This window comes from Aeromonas sp. 159 (genome assembly GCF_963862045.1).
GTDB lineage: Bacteria > Pseudomonadota > Gammaproteobacteria > Enterobacterales > Aeromonadaceae > Aeromonas > Aeromonas veronii.
This window is the reverse complement of the sequence record NZ_CAWLMI010000048.1, coordinates 18,363-40,414: the sequence shown is the minus strand read 5'-3', so window position 1 is coordinate 40,414 and position 22,052 is coordinate 18,363. Positions and strand designations below refer to the sequence as shown.

The following is a 22,052-nucleotide window of genomic DNA, read 5'->3' as shown; positions in this document are numbered from 1 at the left end:
TCGATCTTCAGTGGTGGCGTGGGCAGTACAGGCGTGGACGGCGGCACGACCGATGTGTCGCTGCGTATTGATGTGGCGGCCAGCGGGCTGGTGACCACGGTGGGCAACAAGGCCATCACCCTGGTGGCGGACGGTGCTGACAGCGACATCGTGTACGGCAAGTTTGACAGCGATGGTAACGGTAGCCTGGACAGCAACGCATTCAAGCTGGAGATAGGGGAAGACGGCAAACTGAGCGTGACCCAGTTTGTAGCTATCAAACATCCGGATAGCCCGACCAACTATGACGAGCCGGTAGACCTGGCAGGCAAGCTGTCGGCGGTGGTGACCACCACCGATGGTGATGGTGATGTGGCGAGCAAGAGCGTGAGCATCGGTGCTGGCGTCAAGTTCGAGGACGACGGTCCGAGTGCTGTAGCTGATACCATTACCAGTGGCACTAATGGCACTGTCAACCTGGTGTTGGTTCTCGATAGCTCAGGCAGTATTGGTAATACCAATATGCAGGTTATTAAGGATGCTGTAACGAATCTGATGAACAGCTATGGCAACTCGCTGGTCAAGGTGATGCTGGTTGATTTTGATAGTTCGGCCACTGTCAAGAGTGTCGGCAGTCAGGTATGGCTGACCAAGGATCAGGTAACTGGTCAGCTGACTAGCATCTCTTCTGGCGGTTCTACTGACTACGATGATGCTTTGCAAGCGGTTCGGGACAATTATGGGACACCGCCTTCCGCTGATAACACCTTTGTATTCTTCATTTCGGATGGAGTGCCCAGTTCGGCTGATGAGGCAATTAACGCCACAGAGCGCAATGACTGGACAAACTTCCTGACGCAAAAAGGCATTGATGGTGCATATGCCGTGGGGATTGGCTCAACCAGCGTACTTGATGCTGACCTGCAAAGTGTCGCGTGGTCACCGAGTGGCGCTCACAACAACAATGTGGTGGTGATCAATACCGCGGGTCAGCTGTCGGGAACACTGACCAACCTGACACAGGTAATTGATGGCAATGTGACAGCCAATGACAGTGCTGGTGCCGACGGTTTTGGTACGCCCAAACTGGTTTCTGTAGAGTACAACGGAACAACCTACACCTTTAATAACAGCAATACCTCTTTCTCTATCGCACTGGGTACCAATAAGGGCACCCTCTACATTGAAAATGATGGTGATTATCGATTCACACCACCATCAGGAGGAGCTGAGGGGGCACCTGTCGAGATCACTTACAAGATCAAGGATGGCGATGGAGATACCAGCAGTGCCAAGTTGACCATTATCAATCCGGTCCTGGTGGTTGGTAGCAATGCCAATGACACAGGTTCCGGAGCCAGCACAGCTATTGACGATCACGTTCGTCCCAACCCTCTTCTTGCTCCGGATGTGGATGGGGCAATAGTGGGTGGAGTTGGGGCAGATGTATTGATCGGTGATGTTGGCGGAGTGACTTCGGGTAGTTACAACCTGACGTTCATGATCGATATGTCGGGAAGTATTAGCGGCACTGAATTCCAGCTCATGAAAGATGCCATCAATAACTTGCTGGCCAAGTTCAGTGGCATATCACAGTTGCAAGTCGAGATTGGTACGTTTGCAGATAATAGCAACGTTGTGGGTACCTATTCCTCGGTTACCGCTGCTCAGCAGGCTGTCAGTAATCTAACTCGCTCAGGGGGGGGGACCAACTATCAGGCTGCGTTGACAACTCTTAATACCATGATGACCGGGGATCCTGTCGCAGATCATAAGTATGTCTACTTCCTTACGGACGGGGAGCCAACTGTTGGAAGCTGGACCAATTCAACCCAGATTGCTAACGGTATGACAGCCCTGAATGCGTTGACGGCTCCTGGGGTGGTGATTAATGCGGTCGGGATCGGGGTGCCATCCGGTGCATCATTTGGCAATAACCTCAATGCGATTGACAACACGCCAGATAACTACCTCGCCGTAGACAGCTTTGATGACCTGTCCAGTGGCTTGGGCTCGCTCTTTACCGCTGTTAGTGTCGGCTCAGACCTGTTGCAGGGCGGTGCAGGCAACGACGTGATTTTTGGTGACAGCATTCATGCAGACAATGTGGATGGTGGCTGGTTCGAGTTTGTGGCAGACAATCCGGGCAAGAGTGGTGGGCAACTGCTCAACGAACTTTACAGCCAGCATGCAGTGTATGGTAAGGAGGGGGCTGTCGGTGGCGATGATACCCTTGAAGGTGGCGACGGTAATGATGTGCTTTATGGCCAAAAAGGGAATGACATCCTGATTGGTGGTAACGGTATCGACATTCTGATTGGTGGAACAGGGTCTGACACCCTGACAGGTGGAGGCGGTAAAGACACCTTTAAGTGGGGGGCGGGTGATATCGGTGGTGTGGATGTCATCAAAGACTTCACCACCGGCACTGGCGGAGATGTACTGGATATCAGCGAGCTGCTCACTGGCGAACATGCCAACTCTGGTTCGCTTGATGCGTACCTCAATTTCAGTAGTGATGGGCCAGGCACAAACAAATCAACATTGACTATTGATTTGGATGGTACGAATGGAGGAACCACCCACGTCATAAAATTTGACAGTATTGACTTGACGACCCTGGGTAACAGTGACTTGCAGATTATTCAGAAGTTGCTGGATGACGGTAACTTGAAGGTTGATCCGTAACCTTGTCTTGGGGCCGGGCTTGCCTGGCCCCTGTTTTTTCCCCAAGGGGATGGATAAGATAGCGGTAGTAGATGAGAGGGGTAATCATGCAGTCATTCAACTGGGTCGACATTGATGGCATCCGTTATAGCTGGGATGGGCAGGGGAACATTACCTGCGCAGGCCAGTTTGGCTATCAGGCCTCGATCGAGGGGGATCGGCTGGATGGGATGGAGATTGAGAATGAGGCCGGTGATGTAGCGGGCTCGCTCTATGTTGATTTCGCTACGGCCTCTATCACTTATGTGCCGGTCATGGATACCGAGTCTGCCCATAACATGATTTTGGTTGGCCATCATCAGGGGCAGCAGGAGTATCCGCTGGCCAGTTTTCACTCTCCGTTGTTGCAAGATTTGCTAGGGCCATCTGATACCATCCCTTGGTCTGCGATGGAGGAGGATAGTGGTGGCACCAATATCGGACAGGCGGTGCAAGGACACGTTCTGTCGTGGGACTCGTTCCATTTCGATGATGAGGTGTTGGTCTGTGGCGCGGCTCCTGCGCTGGATATGGCAAACCAGAGCCAGGATCCCGGCAGCATGGTCACCATTAGCCTCGATCTGACCAATCAGATACTGGATCAGCTCCCCCCCTTGCACGATATATGAATCCCGTAGCTGCACGGGCATAATGGCCTCAATCTTTCCGACTGAGGTTTTTTTCTATGTGGCGTCCCCTTCTTACTCTTTCCGCTCTGGTTGTCAGTGCTCCGCTGCTGGCGATTGAAGTGCCGCAAGCGCCCCATCTGGTGGTGAGCGGTTATGCCGAGCAAAAGACCGAACCCGATATGCTCACCCTCAATGTGGCGGTGAGTGCACTTGATAAGCAGGGCCTCAAGGCCAAGCAGCAGGTCGATACCAAGGTCGCAGCCTTTTTCAGCCAACTGGAAGGGTTGGGGATCAAGCGCAGCGATGTTGAGGCTGGCAACCTGATGGTCTCTCCGGAATATCAGTATGGCGAGAACAAGAAGCCGGTATTGTTGGGATACCGTGCTCAGCGACAATTGGCGGTGAAGCTCTATCAGCTCGACAAGTTGAGCCCCCTGATGGATACCGCACTTAAAGCCGGGCTGGAGTCTGTATCCCAGATTGAATACGGGTTGAAATCGCCGCAGGTCATCAAGGAGCAGGCCCGTCTGAATGCCGTTGAGGATGCCAAAATCAAGGCTGAATCTCTGGCCAAGGCGTTCGGGATGAAGCTTGGCAAGGTCTACAGTGTGGAGTACCGCAATGCTTCGCCCATTACCGCCTACAGCCGCAACCTGAAGGTGGTGCAGGCCATGGCGATGGCTGCTCCCGCGCCGGATATGGCGGACAACAGCTATCAACAACAGCAGATCACGGTAAGTGATAATATCGAGGCTGTTTTCTTGCTGGAGTGATGCTCGTCGTTTAAGTCCAGTCATGAACAACCCCGCCATTTGCTGCGGGGTTTTTATTGCGCATCGATGCAGATATAAAAAAGCCGACGCTCGTGTTTACTTAATCGAGCGTCGGCTTTTTGTTGCGCTGGGTTTATCAGGCGGTCACAGCATCAGCCTTGGTCGCTTCAGGAGCCGGGTTGCGGATGAGGTAATCAAACGCACCCAGTGCGGCAGTGGCGCCAGCACCCATGGAGATGATGATCTGCTTGAACGGTACCGTGGTGGCATCCCCTGCGGCGTAGACGCCGGGCAGGGAGGTCGCCCCTTTGGTATCGATCTCGATCTCGCCAAAGCGGGTCAGGGCAATCTCGCTCCCTTTAAGGAACTCGGTGTTCGGTACCAGGCCGATCTGGACGAAGATACCCGCCACCGCCAGGTGTTTGATCTCACCGGTGGTGCGATCTTCGTAGTCCATACCGACCACCTTGCTGCCATCACCGATCACTTCGGTGGTGCGCGCGCTCATGATGATGTCGATATTGCCCATGGAGCGAGCCTTCTTCTGCAGCACTTCATCGGCACGCAGGGTGTCGGCAAACTCCACCACAGTCACATGCTCGACGATGCCAGCCAGATCGATGGCCGCCTCGATACCGGAGTTACCGCCACCGATCACAGCTACTCGCTTGCCCTTGAAGAAGGGACCATCGCAGTGCGGGCAGTAGGCCACGCCCTTGGTGCGGTACTCAAGCTCGCCCGGTACGTTCAGATCACGCCAGCGGGCACCGGTAGCCAGGATCACGGCGCGGCTCTTCAAGGTGGCACCAGAGGCGAGATCCACGTTCACATATCCATCTTTGCTGATGGCGGCGGCGCGCTGTTCGGTGATCAGTTCCACGCCGTACTCTTTGACGTGCTGCTCCAGGCTGGCGGCCAGTTTGGGGCCTTCGGTGTAGGGCACGGAGATAAAGTTCTCGATACCGATGGTGTCCATCACCTGACCACCGAAACGCTCGGCAACGATGGCGGTGCGAATGCCTTTACGGGCGGCATAGATGGCCGCTGCGGCGCCAGCCGGGCCACCGCCCACCACCAGTACGTCGTAGGGATCTTTCTCATTCAGCTCGGCAGCCTTGCGCTCGGCGGCGCCGGTGTCGAGTTTGGCGACGATCTCTTCCAGCGAGATCCGGCCCTGGCTGAACGGTTGACCGTTCAGGTAAACATTCGGTACCGCCATGATTTGACGCTCGGCGACCTCTTCCTGGAACAGGGCGCCGTCGATCATGGTGTGAGTGATGCCGGGGTTCAGGGTCGCCATCAGGTTGAGGGCCTGTACTACGTCCGGGCAGTTGTGGCAGGAGAGGGAGATATAGGTCTCGAAGTGGAACTCACCTTTGAGATTGCGGATCTGCTCCTGCACGGCTGCATCGGCCTTGGAGGGGTGGCCGCCGCTTTGCAGCAGGGCGAGTACCAGAGAGGTAAATTCATGACCCATGGGGATGCCGGCAAAGTGAACGCGCGGTGCTTGGCCCTGGGGCGCGACGCTCATGGAAGGCTTGCGAACGGCAGTGCCAGAGGTCTGGGTGATCTTGGGGGACATCTCGGCGATCTCGCTGGCCAGTGCCAGCAGCTCTGCAGATTTGTCGCTGTCGTTGCCGGACACGCTGATCTCGATGGGATTGACGATGTACTGCAGATAGGTGTTCAGCTGTTGTTTGAGGTTGGTATCCAACATGGTCGAATTCCTTCTTGTAATGGCGAGTTGGCATTAAATGTGAGTCGGTCTGCTTTCAGGCCTATTTGGCAATGCCGGAAAGCAGACCGGCCCTTATGCGGGCCGGTCTTGGAAGCGGGAGGCTTAGATCTTGCCTACCAGGTCCAGGGACGGGGCCAGAGTGGCTTCGCCTTCTTTCCATTTAGCCGGGCACACTTCACCCGGGTGGGAGGCAACGTACTGGGCTGCTTTGACTTTGCGCAGCAGTTCCAGTGCGTCACGGCCGATGCCGCCAGCGTTGATCTCGACGATCTGGATGATGCCCTGCGGGTCAATCACGAAGGTACCGCGGTCAGCCAGACCAGCTTCTTCGATCATCACGCCGAAGTTGCGGGTGATGGTACCAGTCGGGTCACCAATCATCGGGTACTGGATCTTCTGAATGGTGTCAGAAGTGTCGTGCCATGCTTTGTGAGTGAAGTGGGTATCGGTAGAGACAGAGTAGATCTCGACGCCCAGCTTCTGGAATTCAGCGTAGTTGTCAGCCAGGTCGCCCAGCTCGGTCGGGCAAACGAAGGTGAAGTCAGCCGGGTAGAAGAAGACCACGGACCACTTGCCTTTCAGGTCAGCGTCAGACACCTGAACGAATTTGCCATTGTGGTAGGCGGTAGCATTGAACGGCTTGATTTCAGTGTTGATGTAGGTAGACATGTAATTGCTCCTTTGTGATGTACATATGCCGGTCTGGTGTTGAAGAGTCTTGCCAGACGAGGCGCTTAACTTTCGATGGATTCATCTTAGGGGCTTCCGCTAATCGATAAAAGCCGCAATTTTGAATCGCTTAAATCTACTTATTAGATAACTCACTATGGCTGTACCTAACATGAATATCTCTGGCCTACTGAGATAACTCTTTGTCGTGGTTCAATATCTGTGCGCTACATCGCCTTTTCAAGGCATAAGAAGGGGTGTGCAGAGCCACGATGACGCGATGAGATAAACGGTGGTGCAAACAGGTGGCGCAGGAGGTTGAGGCAGCTGCTCGCAGCGATGGGGGATGTGCTGACAAGGGGGAGAGCAGAAAACGCGGATAAAAAAATCCCGGCGCTATCGCAACGACAGGGCCGGGTCATCAAACAAGGAATGGCTATATAAACAAATGCTTTACAGCAAAGACTAACTACGGGGTGTGCAAACTTGCAGACATATGAGAGGAAGATAATGGGTGCACAATCCCTCGTCTCCCCCTCGGCAACTATTGCATGGGAGGGATAATAGTGTGACGCAGATCACAAGGCAAGTGTTTGTTGTAATTTTTCAATCAAAATGAAAGTGTTTCATCATTTCAGCTTATTTAGACGGCTGAAAACGCTTTTATTGTAATTTAATTACAACTTAATCTATCAAAAGTCGGTAGGTGGTTCCTGCTCTTCCATCAATTCCAGCAGGTTGATGGCCACGGCAATAAAGTCCGACTCGGTGACAATGCCGATTAGCTTGCGTCCTTTGAGTACCGGCAGGCAGCCATATCTGTGCCGCTGCAGGTAAAGTGCTGCCTCCTTGATGCCGGCGTGAGGATCTACGCTCGCCACTTGCCGTGTCATGATCTCGTCGAGTTGCACGCTGTCGGTAAATTCGGCTTCCCGCTCCGGGCTGATGAGCAGCAGCTTGGATTCCCGGGTGGCCAGGATATCGGTGAGAGTTACCAACCCCAGCAGGTGATGCTGCTCGTCGACGATGGGAATGTGGCGGATCCGCTCCTGCTGCATCAGGTCCATCGCCTGTTTGACACTGTTTGACGGACCCAGAGTGAAGGGGTGTTCGGTCATGATTTCGGATAGGGTCATCATGGTGGGCCTCCTTGTGTATCTGCTTTCACCCTAGCCCAGCGCCCATTGGCAAAACATGATCAGGGTCAATACAGAACATTAAAGAATCATTAACCGGAGGTGTGTCTCAATATTGCTCGCTACCCCTTGTCTCTCTTGGGTTTTTGGTCTTTTGGGTTGCCTTGGAAGATGGGGATAACTAGACTAGCCGCCGATTCCCCCCGAGGTGAAAGATGCAAGTATCCGATTTTCATTTTGATCTGCCAGACGAGCTGATTGCCCGCTATCCGATGGCAGAGCGTACTGCCAGCCGCCTGTTGCAGCTCGATGGTCAGACTGGCGCCCTGCGCCACGGTCAATTTGTGGATGTGCTGGATCAGCTCAATCCGGGTGACCTGCTGGTATTCAATAACACCCGTGTCATTCCGGCTCGCATGTTTGGCCAGAAGGCCAGCGGCGGCAAGCTGGAGGTACTGGTCGAGCGCATTCTGGACGATCACAGCGTGCTGGCCCATGTCCGGGCCTCCAAGGCGCCCAAGCCCGGCACCCGGATGATCATGGATGGTGGTGTGGAGGCAGAGATGCGCGCCCGCCACGACGCCCTGTTCGAGATCCACTTCCTCGACCCGCGTCCGGTGCTGGAGATTTTGGAGGCCATCGGCCACATGCCGCTGCCCCCCTATATCGACCGCCCCGACGAGGATGCCGACAAGGAGCGCTACCAGACCGTTTACAATCAAAAGCCGGGCGCTGTCGCTGCGCCGACCGCCGGCCTGCACTTTGATGAGCCGCTGCTTGAGAAAATTCGGGCCAAAGGGGTTGAAACGGCCTTCGTCACCCTGCATGTAGGGGCGGGCACCTTTCAGCCGGTGCGGGTAGATAAGATTGAAGATCACCACATGCACTCCGAGTATGCGGAAGTGCCGCAAGAGGTGGTGGATGCCATCGCGGCCACCCGTGCCCGTGGTGGCCGGGTGATTGCGGTCGGTACTACTTCGGTCCGTTCGCTGGAGAGCGCGGCCAAGGTCACCCTGGCACAGGGCAAACCGCTGGCGCCCTTTTTTAGTGACACCGATATCTTCATCTTCCCTGGTTACCAGTTCCAGATTGTCGATGCCATGGTCACCAACTTCCATCTGCCGGAGTCGACCCTGATCATGCTGGTCAGCGCCTTCGCCGGTTATGACAACGTGATGGCGGCCTATCAGGCAGCCGTGGCCGGTCAGTACCGTTTCTTCAGCTACGGGGACGCCATGTTCGTCACCCGTCGCCAGGTTGAAGCATAAGCTTCAGCTTATTTACCGGGCCGTGAGCGGCCCTCCTATTGTCAGACTGTTTATCTGACGCAGCCGAGGTAGCAATGAAATTTGAACTGAAAACCACCGACGGCCGTGCCCGTCGCGGTCAACTGGTCTTCGAACGTGGTGTGGTACAAACGCCGGCCTTTATGCCGGTCGGGACGTACGGCACCGTCAAGGGAATGACCCCTGAAGAAGTGCGTGAAACCGGTGCCCAGATCCTGCTGGGTAACACCTTCCACCTCTGGCTGCGTCCGGGTCAGGAAGTGATGCGTGCCCACGGCGATCTGCACGATTTCATGAACTGGCAGGGCCCGATCCTGACCGACTCCGGTGGTTTCCAGGTGTTCAGCCTGGGCCATATTCGCAAGATCACCGAAGCGGGCGTCCACTTCCGTCACCCCATCAATGGCGAGAAGATCTTCCTAGACCCCGAGAAATCCATGGAGATCCAGTACGATCTGGGCTCCGACATCGTGATGATCTTCGACGAGTGCACCCCGTACCCGGCCACTTATGAAGAAGCGCGCAAGTCGATGGAGATGTCCCTGCGCTGGGGCAAGCGCTCCCGCGACAAGTTTGATGCGCTGGGCAACAAGAACGCCCTGTTCGGCATCATTCAGGGCTCGGTCTACGAAGATCTGCGGGATGTCTCCCTCAAGGGGCTGCTGGAGATCGGTTTCGACGGTTATGCGGTCGGCGGTCTGGCCGTGGGTGAGCCCAAAGAGGATATGCACCGCATTCTCGAGCACGTTTGCCCGAAAATCCCGGCCGACAAGCCGCGCTATCTGATGGGTGTCGGCAAGCCGGAAGATCTGGTGGAAGGGGTGCGCCGTGGTATCGACATGTTCGACTGCGTCATGCCGACTCGCAACGCCCGCAACGGCCACCTGTTCACCACCGATGGCGTGGTAAAGATCCGCAACGCCCAGCACCGCAACGACACCAGTACCCTGGATGCCGAGTGCGATTGCTATACCTGCAAGAACTACAGCCGCAGCTACCTGCACCATCTGGACAAGTGCAACGAGATCCTCGGTGCCCGTCTGAATACGATTCATAACCTGCGTTACTACCAGCGTGTGATGCAGGGTTTGCGGGACGCGATCGAGCAGGGTAAATTAGACGACTTTGTAACAGAGTTTTACCGTCGGCAAGGGAAGCCTGTGCCTCCGTTAGCTGAAAATGACGTTAAATAACAACAACATATAATTTTGTTTTTTAAATCTACATCAATAAGAGGTTGTTAAATGAGCATTATCTCCAAGGCGTATGCAGAAGGCGCAGCACCGGGTGCACAGGGTGGTGGTATGGAAATGATCATCATGCTGGCCGTATTCGGCCTGATCTTCTACTTCATGATCTATCGTCCCCAGGCCAAGCGTGCCAAGGATCACCGCAATCTGATGAGCTCCTTGTCCAAGGGCGATGAAGTGCTTACTTCCGGTGGCTTGGTTGGCAAAATTGCCAAAGTGGCTGCCGACAGCGATTACCTGGTGATCGCCCTGAACGACCAGACTCAAGTCACCATCAAAAAGGACTTCGTCTCTGCCGTTCTGCCCAAGGGTTCTATCCAGTCCCTTTAATCTCCCAAGGAGCACAGCGTGTTGAATCGCTATCCGCTGTGGAAATACCTGATGGTGATCCTGGTGATCGCCATCGGTTTTCTATATGCAGCCCCCAATCTTTACGGCGAAGATCCGGCTTTGCAGGTTTCTGCCAGCCGTGGTGCCGAAGTCAAGCTAGATACTCTTGATCTGGTGAAAGAGACCCTTGAAGCGGCCAAGATCCCGGTCAAACATGCTGCATTCGAGCACGGTTTTATCCTGATCCGTTTCAAGAACACCGAAGACCAGCTGAAGGCGCGCGATATCGTTGCCAACAAGCTGGGCGACAACTTCATTACCGCACTCAACCTGGCACCTTCCACTCCCGCCTGGCTCGAAGCCATCGGTGCGGCGCCTCTGAAGCTGGGTCTTGATCTGCGCGGTGGTGTGCACTTCCTGATGGAAGTGGACATGGCCGAAGCACTGACCAAGCAGCAAGAGCAGATGGTGCAGGATTTCCGCTCCGAGCTGCGCACCCAGAAGATCCGTTACTCCGGCGTGCGCCGGGTCGGTGATCAGGTGCAGGTGATCTTCCGTGACGAAGCCGATCAGGAACGCGCCGTTTCTCATCTGCGTCGTCAGAACCCTGATTTGACCTTCACTACCGAGCAGAAAGGGGATGAGTTCATCCTGCTGGCTGGTCTGAGCGAAGCCAAGATCAAGGAAGTGAAGAAGTACGCCCTCGAGCAGAACATCACCATCATCCGTAACCGGGTCAACGAACTGGGTGTAGCCGAGCCGCTGGTACAACAGCAAGGCGCCGAGCGCATTGTCGTTGAACTGCCCGGTATTCAGGATACCGCCCGCGCCAAGGAGATCCTGGGGGCAACCGCGACCCTGGAATTCCACATGGTCGATGAGACAGCCGACATCCAGGCTGCGGCCGATGGCCGTGTCCCGCCCAGCTCCAAGGTCTACAACGATCGCAACGGTCGTCCCGTGGTGCTGCAAAAGCGGGTGATCCTGACCGGTGACCACATCGTGGGTGCCCAGTCCGGTTTCGACGAGTACAGCCGTCCCCAGGTCAACATCAAGCTGGATGGCCAGGGTGGCAACAAGATGGCCAACTTTACCAAGGACAACGTCGGTAAAGGCATGGCGACCGTCTTCATCGAGTACAAGCCGGTTGGTCAACCGGGTCCGGATGGCAAGCGCAAGTTCCGCAAGCAGGAGGAGGTGATCAACGTCGCCACCATCCAGTCGCGTCTTGGCAGCCAGTTCCGTATCACAGGTATCGACAATGCCAACGAAGCCCACAACCTGGCGCTGCTGCTGCGTGCCGGTGCCCTGATCGCCCCGATCCAGATCGTGGAAGAGCGCACCATTGGCCCGAGCCTGGGTCAACAGAACATCGACAGCGGTATGGAAGCCATCGGCTGGGCCATGCTGGTGATCGTGCTATTCATGGGGATCTACTACCGCGCGTTCGGCTGGGTTGCCAACCTGGCGCTCTGTATGAACCTGGTGTTGATTGTCGGCATCATGTCGATGATCCCGGGGGCCACCATGACATTGCCGGGTATCGCCGGTATCGTCCTGACGCTGGGTATGGCGGTGGATGCCAACGTGCTGATCTACGAGCGTATTCGTGAAGAGATCCGCAACGGTCGTGGTGTTCAGCAAGCCATCCATCTGGGCTTTGATCGGGCATTCTCCACCATCGCCGACTCCAACGTCACCTCGCTGATCACCTGCGTGATCCTGTTCGGTATCGGTACTGGCGCCATCAAGGGCTTTGCCCTGACGCTGGGCATTGGTCTGACCGCCTCCATGTTTACTGCCATCACAGTTTCCCGTGCCATTATCAACCTGGCTTGGGGTGGACGGCGTATCGACAAGCTGCCCATCTGAGGATAGAGAGATGTTTCAGATTCTACATTTTGAAAAACCGATCCCGTTTATGCGCTATGCCAAGCCGGGTGTGGTTTTCTCTTCCGTGCTGATGGTGGTAGCCCTGTTCTTCCTGTTTGATCGGGGGCTGAACTGGGGTCTGGACTTTACCGGTGGTACCACTATCGAGGTGGGGTTCCAGCAGTCGGTGAGCCTGGATAAGATCCATGACGCTCTGGAAGAGCAGAAGATTGAAGGGGCAACCCTGCAACACTTTGGCTCCAGCCGTGACGTGCTGTTCCGCCTGATCCCGAAAGAGGGGGTCAAGGTAGAACAACAGGGTAACGAAGTGCTGGCGGCGGCCAAGCAGCTCGACGAGGGCGCAGTGCTCAAACGCGTCGAGTTCGTCGGCCCTTCCGTGGGTGATGAACTGGCGACAGACGGTGCGCTGGCCATGCTGGCCTCCATCCTCTGTATCCTGGCCTACGTGGCAGTGCGTTTCGAGTGGCGTCTGGCGCTGGGGGGCATTCTCTCCCTGGTGCACGACGTGGTGATCACGCTGGGTGTCTTTGCCTACTTCCAGTACGAGTTCGACCTGACTGTACTGGCGGCACTGATGACCCTGGTGGGTTACTCCCTGAACGATACCATCGTGGTGTTCGACCGCTTGCGGGAGAACTTCCGCAAGGTGCGTAAAGGGGATACCGAATACATTCTGGATCTCTCCATGACCGAGACCCTGAGTCGTACCATCATCACCTCCGGCCTTACCTTTATCGTGGTGCTGGCGCTGCTGCTCAAGGGCGGTGCGCTGATCCACGGTTTTGCCGTGGCCATGGTGATCGGTGTGGCGTTCGGTACCTACTCTTCCATCTATGTGGCGAGTGCGTTTGCCATGTTCCTCGGCGTCAAGCGCGAGCACATGCTGCCCACCCAGGTAGAGAAAGAGGGTGCGGACCAACAGGAAATCCTGCCGTAACAGTGAAGAGCGCCTCATGGCGCTCTTTTCTTATCTCTGCGTGTCGTTTGCTGACGCACATGATTTAAACAACAGGAGTTTGTCATGCATCACAATCCCCGTTTTTTGGCGCTGGTTGACGGGATCCGCTCCCGCATCACCGAAACCGATGTTCACCAGATCAAGCGCTGGCAGGACGAAGGGCGCACGTTTCACCTGATCGACGTGCGGGAAGAGAGCGAGTGGGCCAAAGGCCATCTGCCCGGTGCCCGATATCTGGGTCGTGGCGTGATTGAGCGGGATATCGAGACCCAGTTCCCGGATCTCGAGACCGAGCTCTACCTCTATTGTGGTGGTGGTTTTCGCTCCATTCTGGCGGCGGACAACCTGCAACAGATGGGTTATCGCAAGGTGATCAGCGTCGACGGCGGGTTTCGCGGTTGGTGCGATGCCGGATACCCTGTCGAATCCTGATTTATTTGAGGTAGAGGGGCACAGCTACATGACAAAGCGGCAGTTGACCTTTACCATATGCGGGGTCAAGCGTAAGCGTCGGAGTGTTCATTGAACGTCAGGAAAGGGATTGGATACCTCCTCGGTATCCTGTTGTTGCTTCCCATGTGGGGTTGCAGCAGTAGCAGTCAGGTTAACACCCCCAAGGTTCCCAAGCCGCAGCCTGCTTCACTGGTGTTGGCGACCCCCCTGCAGGTCTCCTACCAGAGTGAGCTGGCGCTCGCCCGACTCGGGCAGATGCTCAGTGAAATGGAACTGACCACCGAGCAACGGGCAGAGTTGTTCTATGAGCGTGCTGTGGTGTTTGATCGGGTTGGTCTGCGTTCCCTCGCGCGGCTCGATTTCAACCGTGCCCTGCGGGAGAAACCGGATTTCGCCGAAGCCTACAACTTCATCGGCGTCTATCTGGTACAGCAGCAGAATTACGACGAAGCCTATGATGCGTTCGATTCCGCCCTCGAACTGGCGCCGGACTATGACTATGCCTATCTCAACCGTGGCATCGCCCTCTATTACGGCAACCGTCCCGAACTGGCCGCGGCCGATATGAAGCGTTTCTACGAGGCGCAGCCGGAAGACCCCTATCGGGTGATCTGGCTCTATCTGGCCGAGCAGAAACTTGACCCGTCGGCCGCCATGAGCCGGATGCGCGAGCGTCTCAACAAGTACGATGACGATGCCTGGAACTGGGATCTGGTTCGCCTTTATACCGGCGAGATCAACGCTTCCCAGCTGATGGGCAACGTGGTGAAAGGGGTGAAGGATAACCGGGAGCTTGCCGAGCGCCTGTGTGAAACCTACTTCTATCTGGGCAAGTTCGAGCTGGGCAAAGGCAACCGCAAGGAAGCCATCAGCTACTTCAAGCTGGCCTTATCCAACAACGTCTACGACTTTATCGAGCACCGCTATGCGCTGCTGGAACTGGAGTTGATGGCGCGCAAACCCTTGCCGCCAGGTGCCCAGAGCGCTCGTAACAAGGGTGATCAGCCCTCCTGAACCACTGCCAGATAGTGGTAAAAAAGGCCTCGCGATGAGGCCTTTTTGTTGGGCGAATGGCGGGTTTACTCAACCAGGCTCATGCCGGGGATCTGGCGCCAGTAGCCGTTGCAATCGCTTCCTTGCTGCAAGGAGAGGGGAGCCTGGCCCTGCCGGTTGGCTTTGAAGCGGGCCAGCATCTCCAGCGTCTCCATCCCTTGCGGCGAAAGCCTGACCACATCTACCAGACCTTCCATACCAGCCAGCTCGTTACCCAGGTTGTAGCAGTAACCGGACTGGGTCTGGATCCCGTTGAGATTGAACACCCGTTGCCCCTCGCGGCTGTTGGCCAGTCGTCCGGTGGGGTAGTTGATGCAGGCGAGCTCGCAGTTGTCTTTCGGTTTGTCGAGGGAGCGGGCGGTGAAGCAGCGCGCCGAGTAGGCGAGCGGCAGATGGCCGTAGGCAAACACCTCCACCTCAAATTGGTCGCGCAGGGAGCCCAGATCCTGATTGAGCTGGATCAGCCAGTCACGGGACAGTTCAACCGGCATGACCCAGCGTTTCATCCCCTGTTTGAGCAGCATGCGCAGTACATCGGCGTTATAGGCGTTGATGGCGGGACCACAGACGAAGGGAATCCCTGCCTCCCAGGCGAGTTGTACCGTACCGAGATCGTTGGCTTCGACCATCAGATCGCCATTGTCGACCAGCCGCTTCACTTCCTTGAGCTCGGAAGGGGCGGAGATAAGGGCGAGGGTCGAGAGCACCACCTGCTTGCCGGAGCTGGCCACCTGATGGGCCAGTGCAATCCAGTCATCGACTTTGAGTTCGCGCCGCTTGCTGCAGACGGTCTCCCCCAGATAGATGATGTCGGCCTGACTGTCGGCGGCGGCATGGTAAAAGGCTTCGGTATCGGCTTTGGGCCAGTAGAAGAGCAGAGGCCCGAGAGAAAATTGCATGGGTGGACTCCTTATTGCCACTGACGATGGTAGGCGCCGAGGGTAGTCTGGCTACCTTCGGAGACGCGGGCGAGCTGGGCATCCCACTCAGCTTTGACCTGATAGGCCTCGGGATTGGCCTGATAGGTATCGATGGCTGCACGCCACACTCGGGTCACTTGCTCCACATAGGCGGGGCTGCGTTGGCGCCCTTCAATCTTGACCGACTGGATCCCGGTCTTGAACAGCTCGGGCAGGAGACCCAGGGTATTGAGACTGGTGGGCTCTTCCAGCGCGTGGTAGGTCTGCCCATCCACGTCGAAACGCCCCTTGCACAGGGTCGGGTAACCGGCATTTTCGCCCGGGCCGTAGCGGTCGATCAGCACCTCGTTGAGCCGCGACTCGAGACCATTCGGGGTCTCTTCCCAACGGACGAACTTGGCCGGTGAGCAGGCGCCGACGGTGTTGGGACTCTCGCCAGTCATGTAGGAGGAGAGATAGCAGCGCCCCTCGGCCATGATGCAGAGGCTGCCAAAGGCGAATACCTCAAGGCCAACATTGGTCTCGCGGGCCAGCTGCTTGACCTGATGCATGGAGAGCACCCGGGGCAGCACCACCCGTGTGACATTGAATTGCTGCTGATAGAAGCGAATGGCGGCGGCATTGGTGGCGCTGGCCTGCACCGAGACATGGAGTTCCATCTCGGGGTAGTGGCGGCTGGCATATTCCAGCACGGCGAGATCGGCGATGATTAACGCATCGGCGCCGAGGGCCACCCCGCGATCAACCGCCTGTTTCCAACGCGCATCGGCCCCAGGATGGGCAAAGGTATTGATGGCAATATGCAGCTTGCGACCATGTTGATGCACATAATCTACCGCCTTCTCCAGTTTGCTGTCGGTAAAGTTGAGACCGGCAAAGTGGCGGGCATTGGTGTCATCCTTGAAACCGATATAAACGGCATCGGCCCCGTTATCCACGGCGGTTTTCAGTGCCGGCAAACTGCCTGCCGGACAGAGTAATTCCATTGGTACGCTCCGAGAGTGCATATGAAGGGCAAACGAGCCCTGATTGTATGCAGCCATGCACTCCCACTTTTTGACCTGAGGCAGCTTTGTGTGGCTTTACCCTTCTTGAGGTAACCCTGCACAAGTTTGATTTCCAACAGGATCTTGCCACTCTCCCTGTGTTTGAATGCGCAAAAAAGGGAGTCTATCGTGTTTCAACAACTGCAACGCCGCCTGGTCGAACAGGCTCCGCGCTTCTTGCGCCATCCCCTCAAGCTGGTTCCCTTCAATCTGCAAAAGCAGCTGATGGAGAGTTTACTGGCCCGGGTTTTCAAAGAGGCTATCGAAGATGGCGATTTCGAGTTTCTGGCAGACAAGTGGCTGAAAGTCGAAGTCTCTGATCTGGAGCTGTGCTGGTTTATCAGTGAGCAGAATGGCCAGCTGGAGGTAGCTCGCGAGTGTAACAAGGCCGATGTCTGCTTCAGCGGTACCGCCAACGACCTGATCCTGATTGCCGGTCGCAAAGAGGATCCGGACTCGCTCTTTTTCCAGCGCAAGCTGAAGATAGAAGGGGATACCGAACTGGGCCTTGAGGTGAAAAACCTGATGGACAGTCTGGATCTCGATGGCTTGCCAAGCCTGATGAAGTATCCCCTGATGGATCTGGCGACGTTTATCGAACGCGCCTGCACCGAGTCAGCGCAGGCTCCGGTGCAGACGGCGCCGGGCGGGATCTCGTCTTAAGTGGACAATCACCCCATGGGCATGGCGACGATAATGGTGCCGTGCCCAGAGGCAACGACAGGCCCACAGACAGGGCACCAAGGCGATGAGTGCCGCAGGGGCGGGCAGCTGTGACATGGCCAGCCCCGCAGCCAGCCAGATGAAGGGCTGCGCTTCATACAGCCATTCCGGCTGTAGCCAGCGTTTGCTCGGAAAGATAATCAGATCGGTACGCCGGTAGCTGGAGCGCATCATCCAGGTCACCGCTCCGGCGATAAACAGTAAGGCGCCAGCAAACCAGAGCAGGGGCTGTTCACTCAACGTAATAATGGCAATGGCTGCCAGCAGGTAGAGGCTGGGCAATCTCTCATAGATAAAGGGAGGAAGCATGGCGTTGTGTCTCCTGTGCCGTTTATCGGATATCCATCAAGTTTAGTCCCCCCCTCTCGCTTCCCTCATGCTGGTTTGTTATACAAACGGGTGGTTTTGTTCTGAAATGGCTCGGCTTTTACGGTGCCAACATTGTGTTCTCTTATGTTACAATTGCGCGCCATTTTTGACTGAAGATTGACTGGGCATGTTGGATCAGATTCGTATCGTTTTGGTAAACACCTCTCATACCGGCAACATGGGGTCTGCGGCACGTGCCATGAAGACCATGGGGTTGACCCAGCTGGTATTGGTTGATCCGCAAGCCTTGCCGGATGACAATGCCTTCGCCCTAGCGGCTGGTGCCAGCGATGTGCTTGCCAATGCCCGTATCGTCCCGACTCTGGACGACGCGATCGCCGATTGTGGTCTGGTGATTGGCACCAGCGCCCGCTCCCGCACCCTGAGCTGGCCGATGCTTGACCCTCGTGAAGCCGGCGAGAAGGCGGTGGTTGAGGGGATGGTGCACCCGGTCGCGCTGGTGTTTGGTCGTGAACGCACCGGCCTCACCAATGACGAATTGCAAAAGTGCCACTACCACGTGGCCATTCCGGCCAATCCTGATTACAGCTCTCTCAATCTGGCCATGGCGGTGCAGACCCTCTGTTACGAAGTGCGGATGCGCTGGCTGCAGGGGCAGGCCGCCGAGCCTGAAGATGAGATGGCCTACCCGAGTGCCGCCCAGCTGGAAGGGTTTTATCAGCACCTGGAACAAACCCTGATGAAGACCGGTTTTATTGCCGATGACCATCCGGGTCATGTGATGAGCAAGCTGCGTCGCCTGTTCAATCGGGCTCGGCCGGAAGCAGCTGAGCTCAACATTCTGCGCGGTATTCTGACCTCGGTGCAGAAAGCGCGCGTACCGGATTAATCCGACTGATTTACTCAACCATATACTTGACTGATTTGGTCGGGTATGTGACCATGTGCCCCATTAAATTGCTTCGCAAGACGGTAAGGCACATGAGACTGACTTCAAAAGGACGTTACGCTGTAACCGCCATGCTCGACGTGGCGCTGCATGCAGAGCAGGGGCCCGTCCCCCTTGCCGATATTTCCGAGCGCCAGGGCATCTCGTTGTCCTATCTCGAGCAGCTCTTTGCCCGCCTGCGCAAACATGGTCTGGTGAGCAGCGTGCGTGGTCCGGGCGGTGGTTATCGCCTCGGTTTGGCCCCAGGCGAGATTTCGGTTGGTCAGGTGATCACCGCGGTCGATGAGTCGGTCGATGCCACCAAGTGTCTCGGCAAGGGCGGCTGCCACGGTGGTACCCAGTGTCTGACGCATTCCCTGTGGCGCGATCTGAGCGAGCGGATCTCCAGCTTCCTCGGGGATATTACCCTGGCCGAGCTGGTACGCCAGGCCGATGTGCGCCGCATTGCCGGCAAGCAAGATGAACAAATGAAGACCGTGTTGTCCCTGGTTGATCGGGCAGAACACGGCGATGTGAGCTTGAAAGTCCAACTATAAACGTGCTTTCCACAGCGGGACTCTGTATGACCCGGACTGTGACGGAGAAAAACATGAAACTGCCTATTTACCTTGATTATTCGGCAACCTGTCCGGTGGACCCGCGTGTCGCAGAAAAAATGATGCAGTGTCTCACCATGGATGGCCTGTTCGGCAATCCGGCTTCCCGTTCTCACCGCTTTGGCTGGCAAGCCGAAGAGGCGGTGGATCTGGCCCGTAATCAAGTGGCAGATCTGATCGGTGCCGATCCCCGCGAGATCGTCTTCACTTCCGGTGCGACCGAATCCAATAACCTGGCCATCAAGGGTGTTGCCCACTTCTATGCCAGCAAGGGCAAGCACATCATCACCTCCAAGACCGAACACAAGGCGGTGCTCGATACCTGTCGCCAGCTGGAGCGTGAAGGGTTCGAGGTGACCTATCTTGAGCCGATGCCCAACGGCCTGTTCACTATCGAGATGATCGAGAATGCCATGCGTGATGACACCATCCTGGTCAGCATCATGCATGTGAACAACGAAATCGGCGTGGTTCAGAACATTGCCGCCATCGGCGAGTTGTGCCGTTCCCGCAAGATTCTGCTGCACGTGGACGCCGTTCAGAGTGTGGGCAAGATCCCGGTAGATGTGGAAGCACTGAAAGTGGATCTGCTCTCCGTCTCAGCACACAAGGTGTATGGTCCGAAAGGGATCGGTGCACTGTTTGTTCGCCGCAAACCCCGCGTTCGTCTGGAAGCCCAGATGCACGGTGGCGGCCACGAGCGCGGCATGCGTTCCGGTACTCTGCCGACCCACCAGATCGTCGGGATGGGCGAAGCTTTCCGCATCGCCAAAGAAGAGATGGTGAGTGAAGGCGAGCGCATCTTGGCTCTGCGCCAGCGTCTGTGGAATGGCATCAAGGATATTGAAGCCGTCTACATCAATGGCGATCTGGAGCAACGTGTTCCGGGCAACCTCAACGTCAGCTTTGCCTATGTGGAAGGGGAATCCCTCATCATGGCGCTGAAAGATTTGGCGGTATCTTCCGGTTCGGCCTGTACCTCCGCCAGCCTGGAACCTTCCTATGTGCTGCGCGCACTGGGTCTGAACGACGAGTTGGCGCACAGCTCCATCCGTTTCAGCATGGGTCGCTTCACCACCGAGGAAGAGATTGACTACGCGGTCAAGCTTATTCGTGACTCCATCGGTCGTCTGCGCGAGATGTCCCCCCTGTGGGAGATGTACAAAGACGGCGTCGATCTGAACACGGTCGAATGGGCTCATCACTGATCTATCTGGTCAGTGAGCAACAGAATTAGCAGGAGTGAGATATGGCTTACAGTGAAAAAGTAATCGACCACTACGAGAATCCTCGCAACGTCGGTGGTTTCGACAAGAATGATCCCAGCGTTGCAACCGGCATGGTCGGTGCGCCCGCCTGTGGCGACGTGATGAAGCTGCAATTGAAGATCAGCGACGAAGGCATCATCGAAGATGCCAAGTTCAAGACCTACGGCTGCGGTTCCGCTATCGCCTCCAGCTCCCTGGTGACCGAATGGGTCAAGGGCAAGACCCTGGACGAAGCGGCTGGCATCAAGAACACCGATATCGCTGAAGAGTTGGCCCTGCCACCGGTGAAGATCCACTGCTCCATTCTGGCTGAGGACGCCATCAAGGCCGCCATCGCCGATTACAAGCAGAAGAAAGGTCTCTAAGCGCCGGAGAGCAGTATGGCTATTACCATGACAGATGCCGCCGCGGCACGGGTTTCCTCTTTTCTGGCTAACCGGGGCAAGGGCATTGGCCTGCGCCTCGGCGTCAAAACCACCGGCTGCTCCGGTCTGGCCTACGTGCTTGAGTTCGTTGATGAACTGACCGATGAAGATCAGGTGTTCGAGCAGCAGGGCGTCAAGATTATTGTCGATGCCAAGAGCCTGATCCATCTGGATGGCACCGAGCTGGATTTCGTCAAGGAGGGCCTCAACGAGGGCTTCCAGTTCAATAATCCCAACGCCAAAGGCGAGTGTGGGTGCGGCGAAAGCTTCAGTGTCTGAGATGTTTGACGTCAATGATCCTTCGTCTGTGGTTGAGCGGGTTGTCCATGACCCGTTCAACCACATCTCATTTGCCAGGGGCGAGTGAGGTTGTGGCGAACGTTTCCAAGAGGTTTGCATGAATCATTTCGAGCTGTTTGGGCTGGTTGAAGGCTTCGAGCTCGATACCCGTCAGTTGGCTGATACCTACCGCCAGCTGCAAACCCAATTCCATCCTGATCGTTTTGCCACCGCCCCCGAACGGGAGCAGCTGGCTGCGGTGCAACGTGCCGCCCAGATCAATGAAGCATTCACCACCCTCAAGGCGCCGCTGCGCCGTGCCGAATATCTGCTCTCCCTGCGTGGCATCGATATCCGTGGTGAACAGCAGACTCTGCAAGATACCGCGTTTCTGATGCAGCAGCTGGAGTGGCGCGAGCGTCTGGCTGATCTGAAAGATGACGCCGACCCTGAGCGCGCCATCAAGGATTTTCGCAGCGAGATCAGGCATGATCACCAGATGTTGATGCAGCAGCTGACCGAGTCTCTTGCCGCCGGCAGAGATCTCGTTGCCGCTGATTGCGTTCGCAAACTCAAGTTTGTCGACAAGCTCCTCGAAGAGCTGGAACGATTCGAAGACTCGCTTCTCGAGTCTTGATCCTTTAACGCAGGAAGTTTCATTAC

23 protein-coding genes are annotated in these 22,052 nt (G+C 56.3%); 17 read left to right on the top strand and 6 right to left on the bottom strand.

Features of this window, described 5'->3' with window-relative positions; genetic code table 11:
* The 3 genes from AACR14_RS10225 to AACR14_RS10215 form a co-directional block, all read left to right on the top strand.
* A partial coding sequence (locus AACR14_RS10225; protein ID WP_019446092.1) for a VWA domain-containing protein occupies positions 1-2,667 on the top strand: 2,667 nt, incomplete at its 5' end.
* 86 nt (positions 2,668-2,753) lie between these two features.
* Positions 2,754-3,314: a hypothetical protein gene (locus tag AACR14_RS10220; RefSeq protein WP_019446091.1), complete on the top strand. Its 561-nt coding sequence runs from the start codon at positions 2,754-2,756 to the stop codon at positions 3,312-3,314.
* Between the two features lie 56 nt (positions 3,315-3,370).
* The gene (locus tag AACR14_RS10215; RefSeq protein WP_019446090.1) at positions 3,371-4,087 is read left to right on the top strand and encodes an SIMPL domain-containing protein; all 717 of its coding nucleotides are present in this window, start codon (positions 3,371-3,373) and stop codon (positions 4,085-4,087) included.
* Positions 4,088-4,223: 136 nt separating this feature from the next.
* On the opposite strand, the gene ahpF is transcribed toward AACR14_RS10215, so the two are convergent.
* The 3 genes from ahpF to AACR14_RS10200 form a co-directional block, all read right to left on the bottom strand.
* Positions 4,224-5,804 (bottom strand): alkyl hydroperoxide reductase subunit F, encoded by a 1,581-nt coding sequence (gene ahpF, locus AACR14_RS10210; protein ID WP_019446089.1) that lies wholly within the window; start codon positions 5,802-5,804, stop codon positions 4,224-4,226.
* Between the two features lie 123 nt (positions 5,805-5,927).
* Complete coding sequence (gene ahpC / locus AACR14_RS10205) at positions 5,928-6,494, bottom strand: alkyl hydroperoxide reductase subunit C (RefSeq protein ID WP_005337335.1); 567 nt, start codon at positions 6,492-6,494, stop codon at positions 5,928-5,930.
* A 692-nt stretch (positions 6,495-7,186) separates the two neighbouring features.
* Positions 7,187-7,633 (bottom strand): CBS domain-containing protein, encoded by a 447-nt coding sequence (locus tag AACR14_RS10200; RefSeq protein WP_013723842.1) that lies wholly within the window; start codon positions 7,631-7,633, stop codon positions 7,187-7,189.
* Between the two features lie 212 nt (positions 7,634-7,845).
* On the opposite strand from AACR14_RS10200, the gene queA reads away from it, so the two are divergent.
* The 7 genes from queA to nlpI all read left to right on the top strand — a co-directional run bounded on the left by queA (position 7,846) and on the right by nlpI (position 14,814).
* Positions 7,846-8,898 carry a tRNA preQ1(34) S-adenosylmethionine ribosyltransferase-isomerase QueA gene (gene queA, locus AACR14_RS10195; protein ID WP_019446088.1) on the top strand — a complete coding sequence of 351 codons (1,053 nt, stop codon included), beginning with the start codon at positions 7,846-7,848 and terminating at the stop codon, positions 8,896-8,898.
* 74 nt (positions 8,899-8,972) lie between these two features.
* Positions 8,973-10,109, top strand: a complete 1,137-nt coding sequence (gene tgt / locus AACR14_RS10190) for a tRNA guanosine(34) transglycosylase Tgt (protein ID WP_005337329.1) — start codon at positions 8,973-8,975, stop codon at positions 10,107-10,109.
* A 51-nt stretch (positions 10,110-10,160) separates the two neighbouring features.
* Entirely contained in the window at positions 10,161-10,496 is a 336-nt protein-coding gene (yajC, locus tag AACR14_RS10185; protein ID WP_005337327.1) for a preprotein translocase subunit YajC, read from the top strand.
* An 18-nt stretch (positions 10,497-10,514) separates the two neighbouring features.
* Positions 10,515-12,368, top strand: a complete 1,854-nt coding sequence (gene secD, locus AACR14_RS10180; RefSeq protein WP_005337324.1) for a protein translocase subunit SecD — start codon at positions 10,515-10,517, stop codon at positions 12,366-12,368.
* Between the two features lie 10 nt (positions 12,369-12,378).
* Positions 12,379-13,326, top strand: coding sequence for a protein translocase subunit SecF (secF, locus tag AACR14_RS10175; protein ID WP_019446087.1), 948 nt, complete (start codon positions 12,379-12,381; stop codon positions 13,324-13,326).
* An 84-nt stretch (positions 13,327-13,410) separates the two neighbouring features.
* The gene (locus AACR14_RS10170; protein ID WP_019446086.1) at positions 13,411-13,779 is read left to right on the top strand and encodes a rhodanese-like domain-containing protein; all 369 of its coding nucleotides are present in this window, start codon (positions 13,411-13,413) and stop codon (positions 13,777-13,779) included.
* A 90-nt stretch (positions 13,780-13,869) separates the two neighbouring features.
* On the top strand, positions 13,870-14,814 hold the full coding sequence (gene nlpI, locus AACR14_RS10165) for a lipoprotein NlpI (protein WP_005351017.1): 945 nt from the start codon (positions 13,870-13,872) through the stop codon (positions 14,812-14,814).
* A gap of 65 nt (positions 14,815-14,879) precedes the next feature.
* On the opposite strand, the gene AACR14_RS10160 is transcribed toward nlpI, so the two are convergent.
* Both AACR14_RS10160 and ubiU read right to left on the bottom strand, forming a co-directional pair.
* Entirely contained in the window at positions 14,880-15,752 is an 873-nt protein-coding gene (locus AACR14_RS10160) for a U32 family peptidase (RefSeq protein WP_019446085.1), read from the bottom strand.
* A gap of 11 nt (positions 15,753-15,763) precedes the next feature.
* Positions 15,764-16,759, bottom strand: a complete 996-nt coding sequence (ubiU, locus tag AACR14_RS10155) for a ubiquinone anaerobic biosynthesis protein UbiU (protein WP_019446084.1) — start codon at positions 16,757-16,759, stop codon at positions 15,764-15,766.
* 189 nt (positions 16,760-16,948) lie between these two features.
* Between ubiU and ubiT the strand changes: the two genes are divergently transcribed.
* The gene (gene ubiT, locus AACR14_RS10150; RefSeq protein WP_019446083.1) at positions 16,949-17,482 is read left to right on the top strand and encodes a ubiquinone anaerobic biosynthesis accessory factor UbiT; all 534 of its coding nucleotides are present in this window, start codon (positions 16,949-16,951) and stop codon (positions 17,480-17,482) included.
* Here ubiT and AACR14_RS10145 read toward each other — a convergent pair.
* Positions 17,435-17,851: a hypothetical protein gene (locus AACR14_RS10145; RefSeq protein WP_005351023.1), complete on the bottom strand. Its 417-nt coding sequence runs from the start codon at positions 17,849-17,851 to the stop codon at positions 17,435-17,437. The genes ubiT and AACR14_RS10145 overlap by 48 nt on opposite strands.
* Before the next feature lie 187 nt (positions 17,852-18,038).
* Between AACR14_RS10145 and trmJ the strand changes: the two genes are divergently transcribed.
* The 6 genes from trmJ to hscB all read left to right on the top strand — a co-directional run bounded on the left by trmJ (position 18,039) and on the right by hscB (position 22,026).
* Entirely contained in the window at positions 18,039-18,761 is a 723-nt protein-coding gene (gene trmJ, locus AACR14_RS10140; RefSeq protein WP_019446082.1) for a tRNA (cytosine(32)/uridine(32)-2'-O)-methyltransferase TrmJ, read from the top strand.
* A 92-nt stretch (positions 18,762-18,853) separates the two neighbouring features.
* Positions 18,854-19,357 carry a Fe-S cluster assembly transcriptional regulator IscR gene (iscR, locus tag AACR14_RS10135; protein ID WP_026035025.1) on the top strand — a complete coding sequence of 168 codons (504 nt, stop codon included), beginning with the start codon at positions 18,854-18,856 and terminating at the stop codon, positions 19,355-19,357.
* Between the two features lie 53 nt (positions 19,358-19,410).
* On the top strand, positions 19,411-20,625 hold the full coding sequence (locus tag AACR14_RS10130) for an IscS subfamily cysteine desulfurase (protein ID WP_013723838.1): 1,215 nt from the start codon (positions 19,411-19,413) through the stop codon (positions 20,623-20,625).
* A 41-nt stretch (positions 20,626-20,666) separates the two neighbouring features.
* A complete protein-coding gene (gene iscU / locus AACR14_RS10125; protein ID WP_005333813.1) occupies positions 20,667-21,050 on the top strand; it encodes a Fe-S cluster assembly scaffold IscU in 384 nt (127 codons plus the stop codon).
* Positions 21,051-21,065: 15 nt separating this feature from the next.
* On the top strand, positions 21,066-21,389 hold the full coding sequence (gene iscA / locus AACR14_RS10120; protein ID WP_005333812.1) for an iron-sulfur cluster assembly protein IscA: 324 nt from the start codon (positions 21,066-21,068) through the stop codon (positions 21,387-21,389).
* A 118-nt stretch (positions 21,390-21,507) separates the two neighbouring features.
* On the top strand, positions 21,508-22,026 hold the full coding sequence (gene hscB, locus AACR14_RS10115) for a co-chaperone HscB (RefSeq protein WP_019446081.1): 519 nt from the start codon (positions 21,508-21,510) through the stop codon (positions 22,024-22,026).
* Positions 22,027-22,052: the final 26 nt, after the last annotated feature.

What these genes read in the sequence shown, in the direction of transcription:
- AACR14_RS10145 (WP_005351023.1), bottom strand. Translation starts at nt 17,851, where the DNA reads ATGCTTCCTCCCTTTATCTATGAGAGATTGCCCAGCCTCTACCTGCTG.
- ahpF (WP_019446089.1), bottom strand. Translation starts at nt 5,804, where the DNA reads ATGTTGGATACCAACCTCAAACAACAGCTGAACACCTATCTGCAGTAC.
- AACR14_RS10160 (WP_019446085.1), bottom strand. Translation starts at nt 15,752, where the DNA reads ATGCAATTTTCTCTCGGGCCTCTGCTCTTCTACTGGCCCAAAGCCGAT.
- ubiU (WP_019446084.1), bottom strand. Translation starts at nt 16,759, where the DNA reads ATGGAATTACTCTGTCCGGCAGGCAGTTTGCCGGCACTGAAAACCGCC.
- AACR14_RS10215 (WP_019446090.1), top strand. Translation starts at nt 3,371, where the DNA reads ATGTGGCGTCCCCTTCTTACTCTTTCCGCTCTGGTTGTCAGTGCTCCG.
- secF (WP_019446087.1), top strand. Translation starts at nt 12,379, where the DNA reads ATGTTTCAGATTCTACATTTTGAAAAACCGATCCCGTTTATGCGCTAT.
- iscR (WP_026035025.1), top strand. Translation starts at nt 18,854, where the DNA reads ATGAGACTGACTTCAAAAGGACGTTACGCTGTAACCGCCATGCTCGAC.
- tgt (WP_005337329.1), top strand. Translation starts at nt 8,973, where the DNA reads ATGAAATTTGAACTGAAAACCACCGACGGCCGTGCCCGTCGCGGTCAA.
- AACR14_RS10200 (WP_013723842.1), bottom strand. Translation starts at nt 7,633, where the DNA reads ATGATGACCCTATCCGAAATCATGACCGAACACCCCTTCACTCTGGGT.
- trmJ (WP_019446082.1), top strand. Translation starts at nt 18,039, where the DNA reads ATGTTGGATCAGATTCGTATCGTTTTGGTAAACACCTCTCATACCGGC.
- yajC (WP_005337327.1), top strand. Translation starts at nt 10,161, where the DNA reads ATGAGCATTATCTCCAAGGCGTATGCAGAAGGCGCAGCACCGGGTGCA.
- iscA (WP_005333812.1), top strand. Translation starts at nt 21,066, where the DNA reads ATGGCTATTACCATGACAGATGCCGCCGCGGCACGGGTTTCCTCTTTT.
- queA (WP_019446088.1), top strand. Translation starts at nt 7,846, where the DNA reads ATGCAAGTATCCGATTTTCATTTTGATCTGCCAGACGAGCTGATTGCC.
- ahpC (WP_005337335.1), bottom strand. Translation starts at nt 6,494, where the DNA reads ATGTCTACCTACATCAACACTGAAATCAAGCCGTTCAATGCTACCGCC.
- AACR14_RS10220 (WP_019446091.1), top strand. Translation starts at nt 2,754, where the DNA reads ATGCAGTCATTCAACTGGGTCGACATTGATGGCATCCGTTATAGCTGG.
- AACR14_RS10130 (WP_013723838.1), top strand. Translation starts at nt 19,411, where the DNA reads ATGAAACTGCCTATTTACCTTGATTATTCGGCAACCTGTCCGGTGGAC.
- AACR14_RS10170 (WP_019446086.1), top strand. Translation starts at nt 13,411, where the DNA reads ATGCATCACAATCCCCGTTTTTTGGCGCTGGTTGACGGGATCCGCTCC.
- hscB (WP_019446081.1), top strand. Translation starts at nt 21,508, where the DNA reads ATGAATCATTTCGAGCTGTTTGGGCTGGTTGAAGGCTTCGAGCTCGAT.
- iscU (WP_005333813.1), top strand. Translation starts at nt 20,667, where the DNA reads ATGGCTTACAGTGAAAAAGTAATCGACCACTACGAGAATCCTCGCAAC.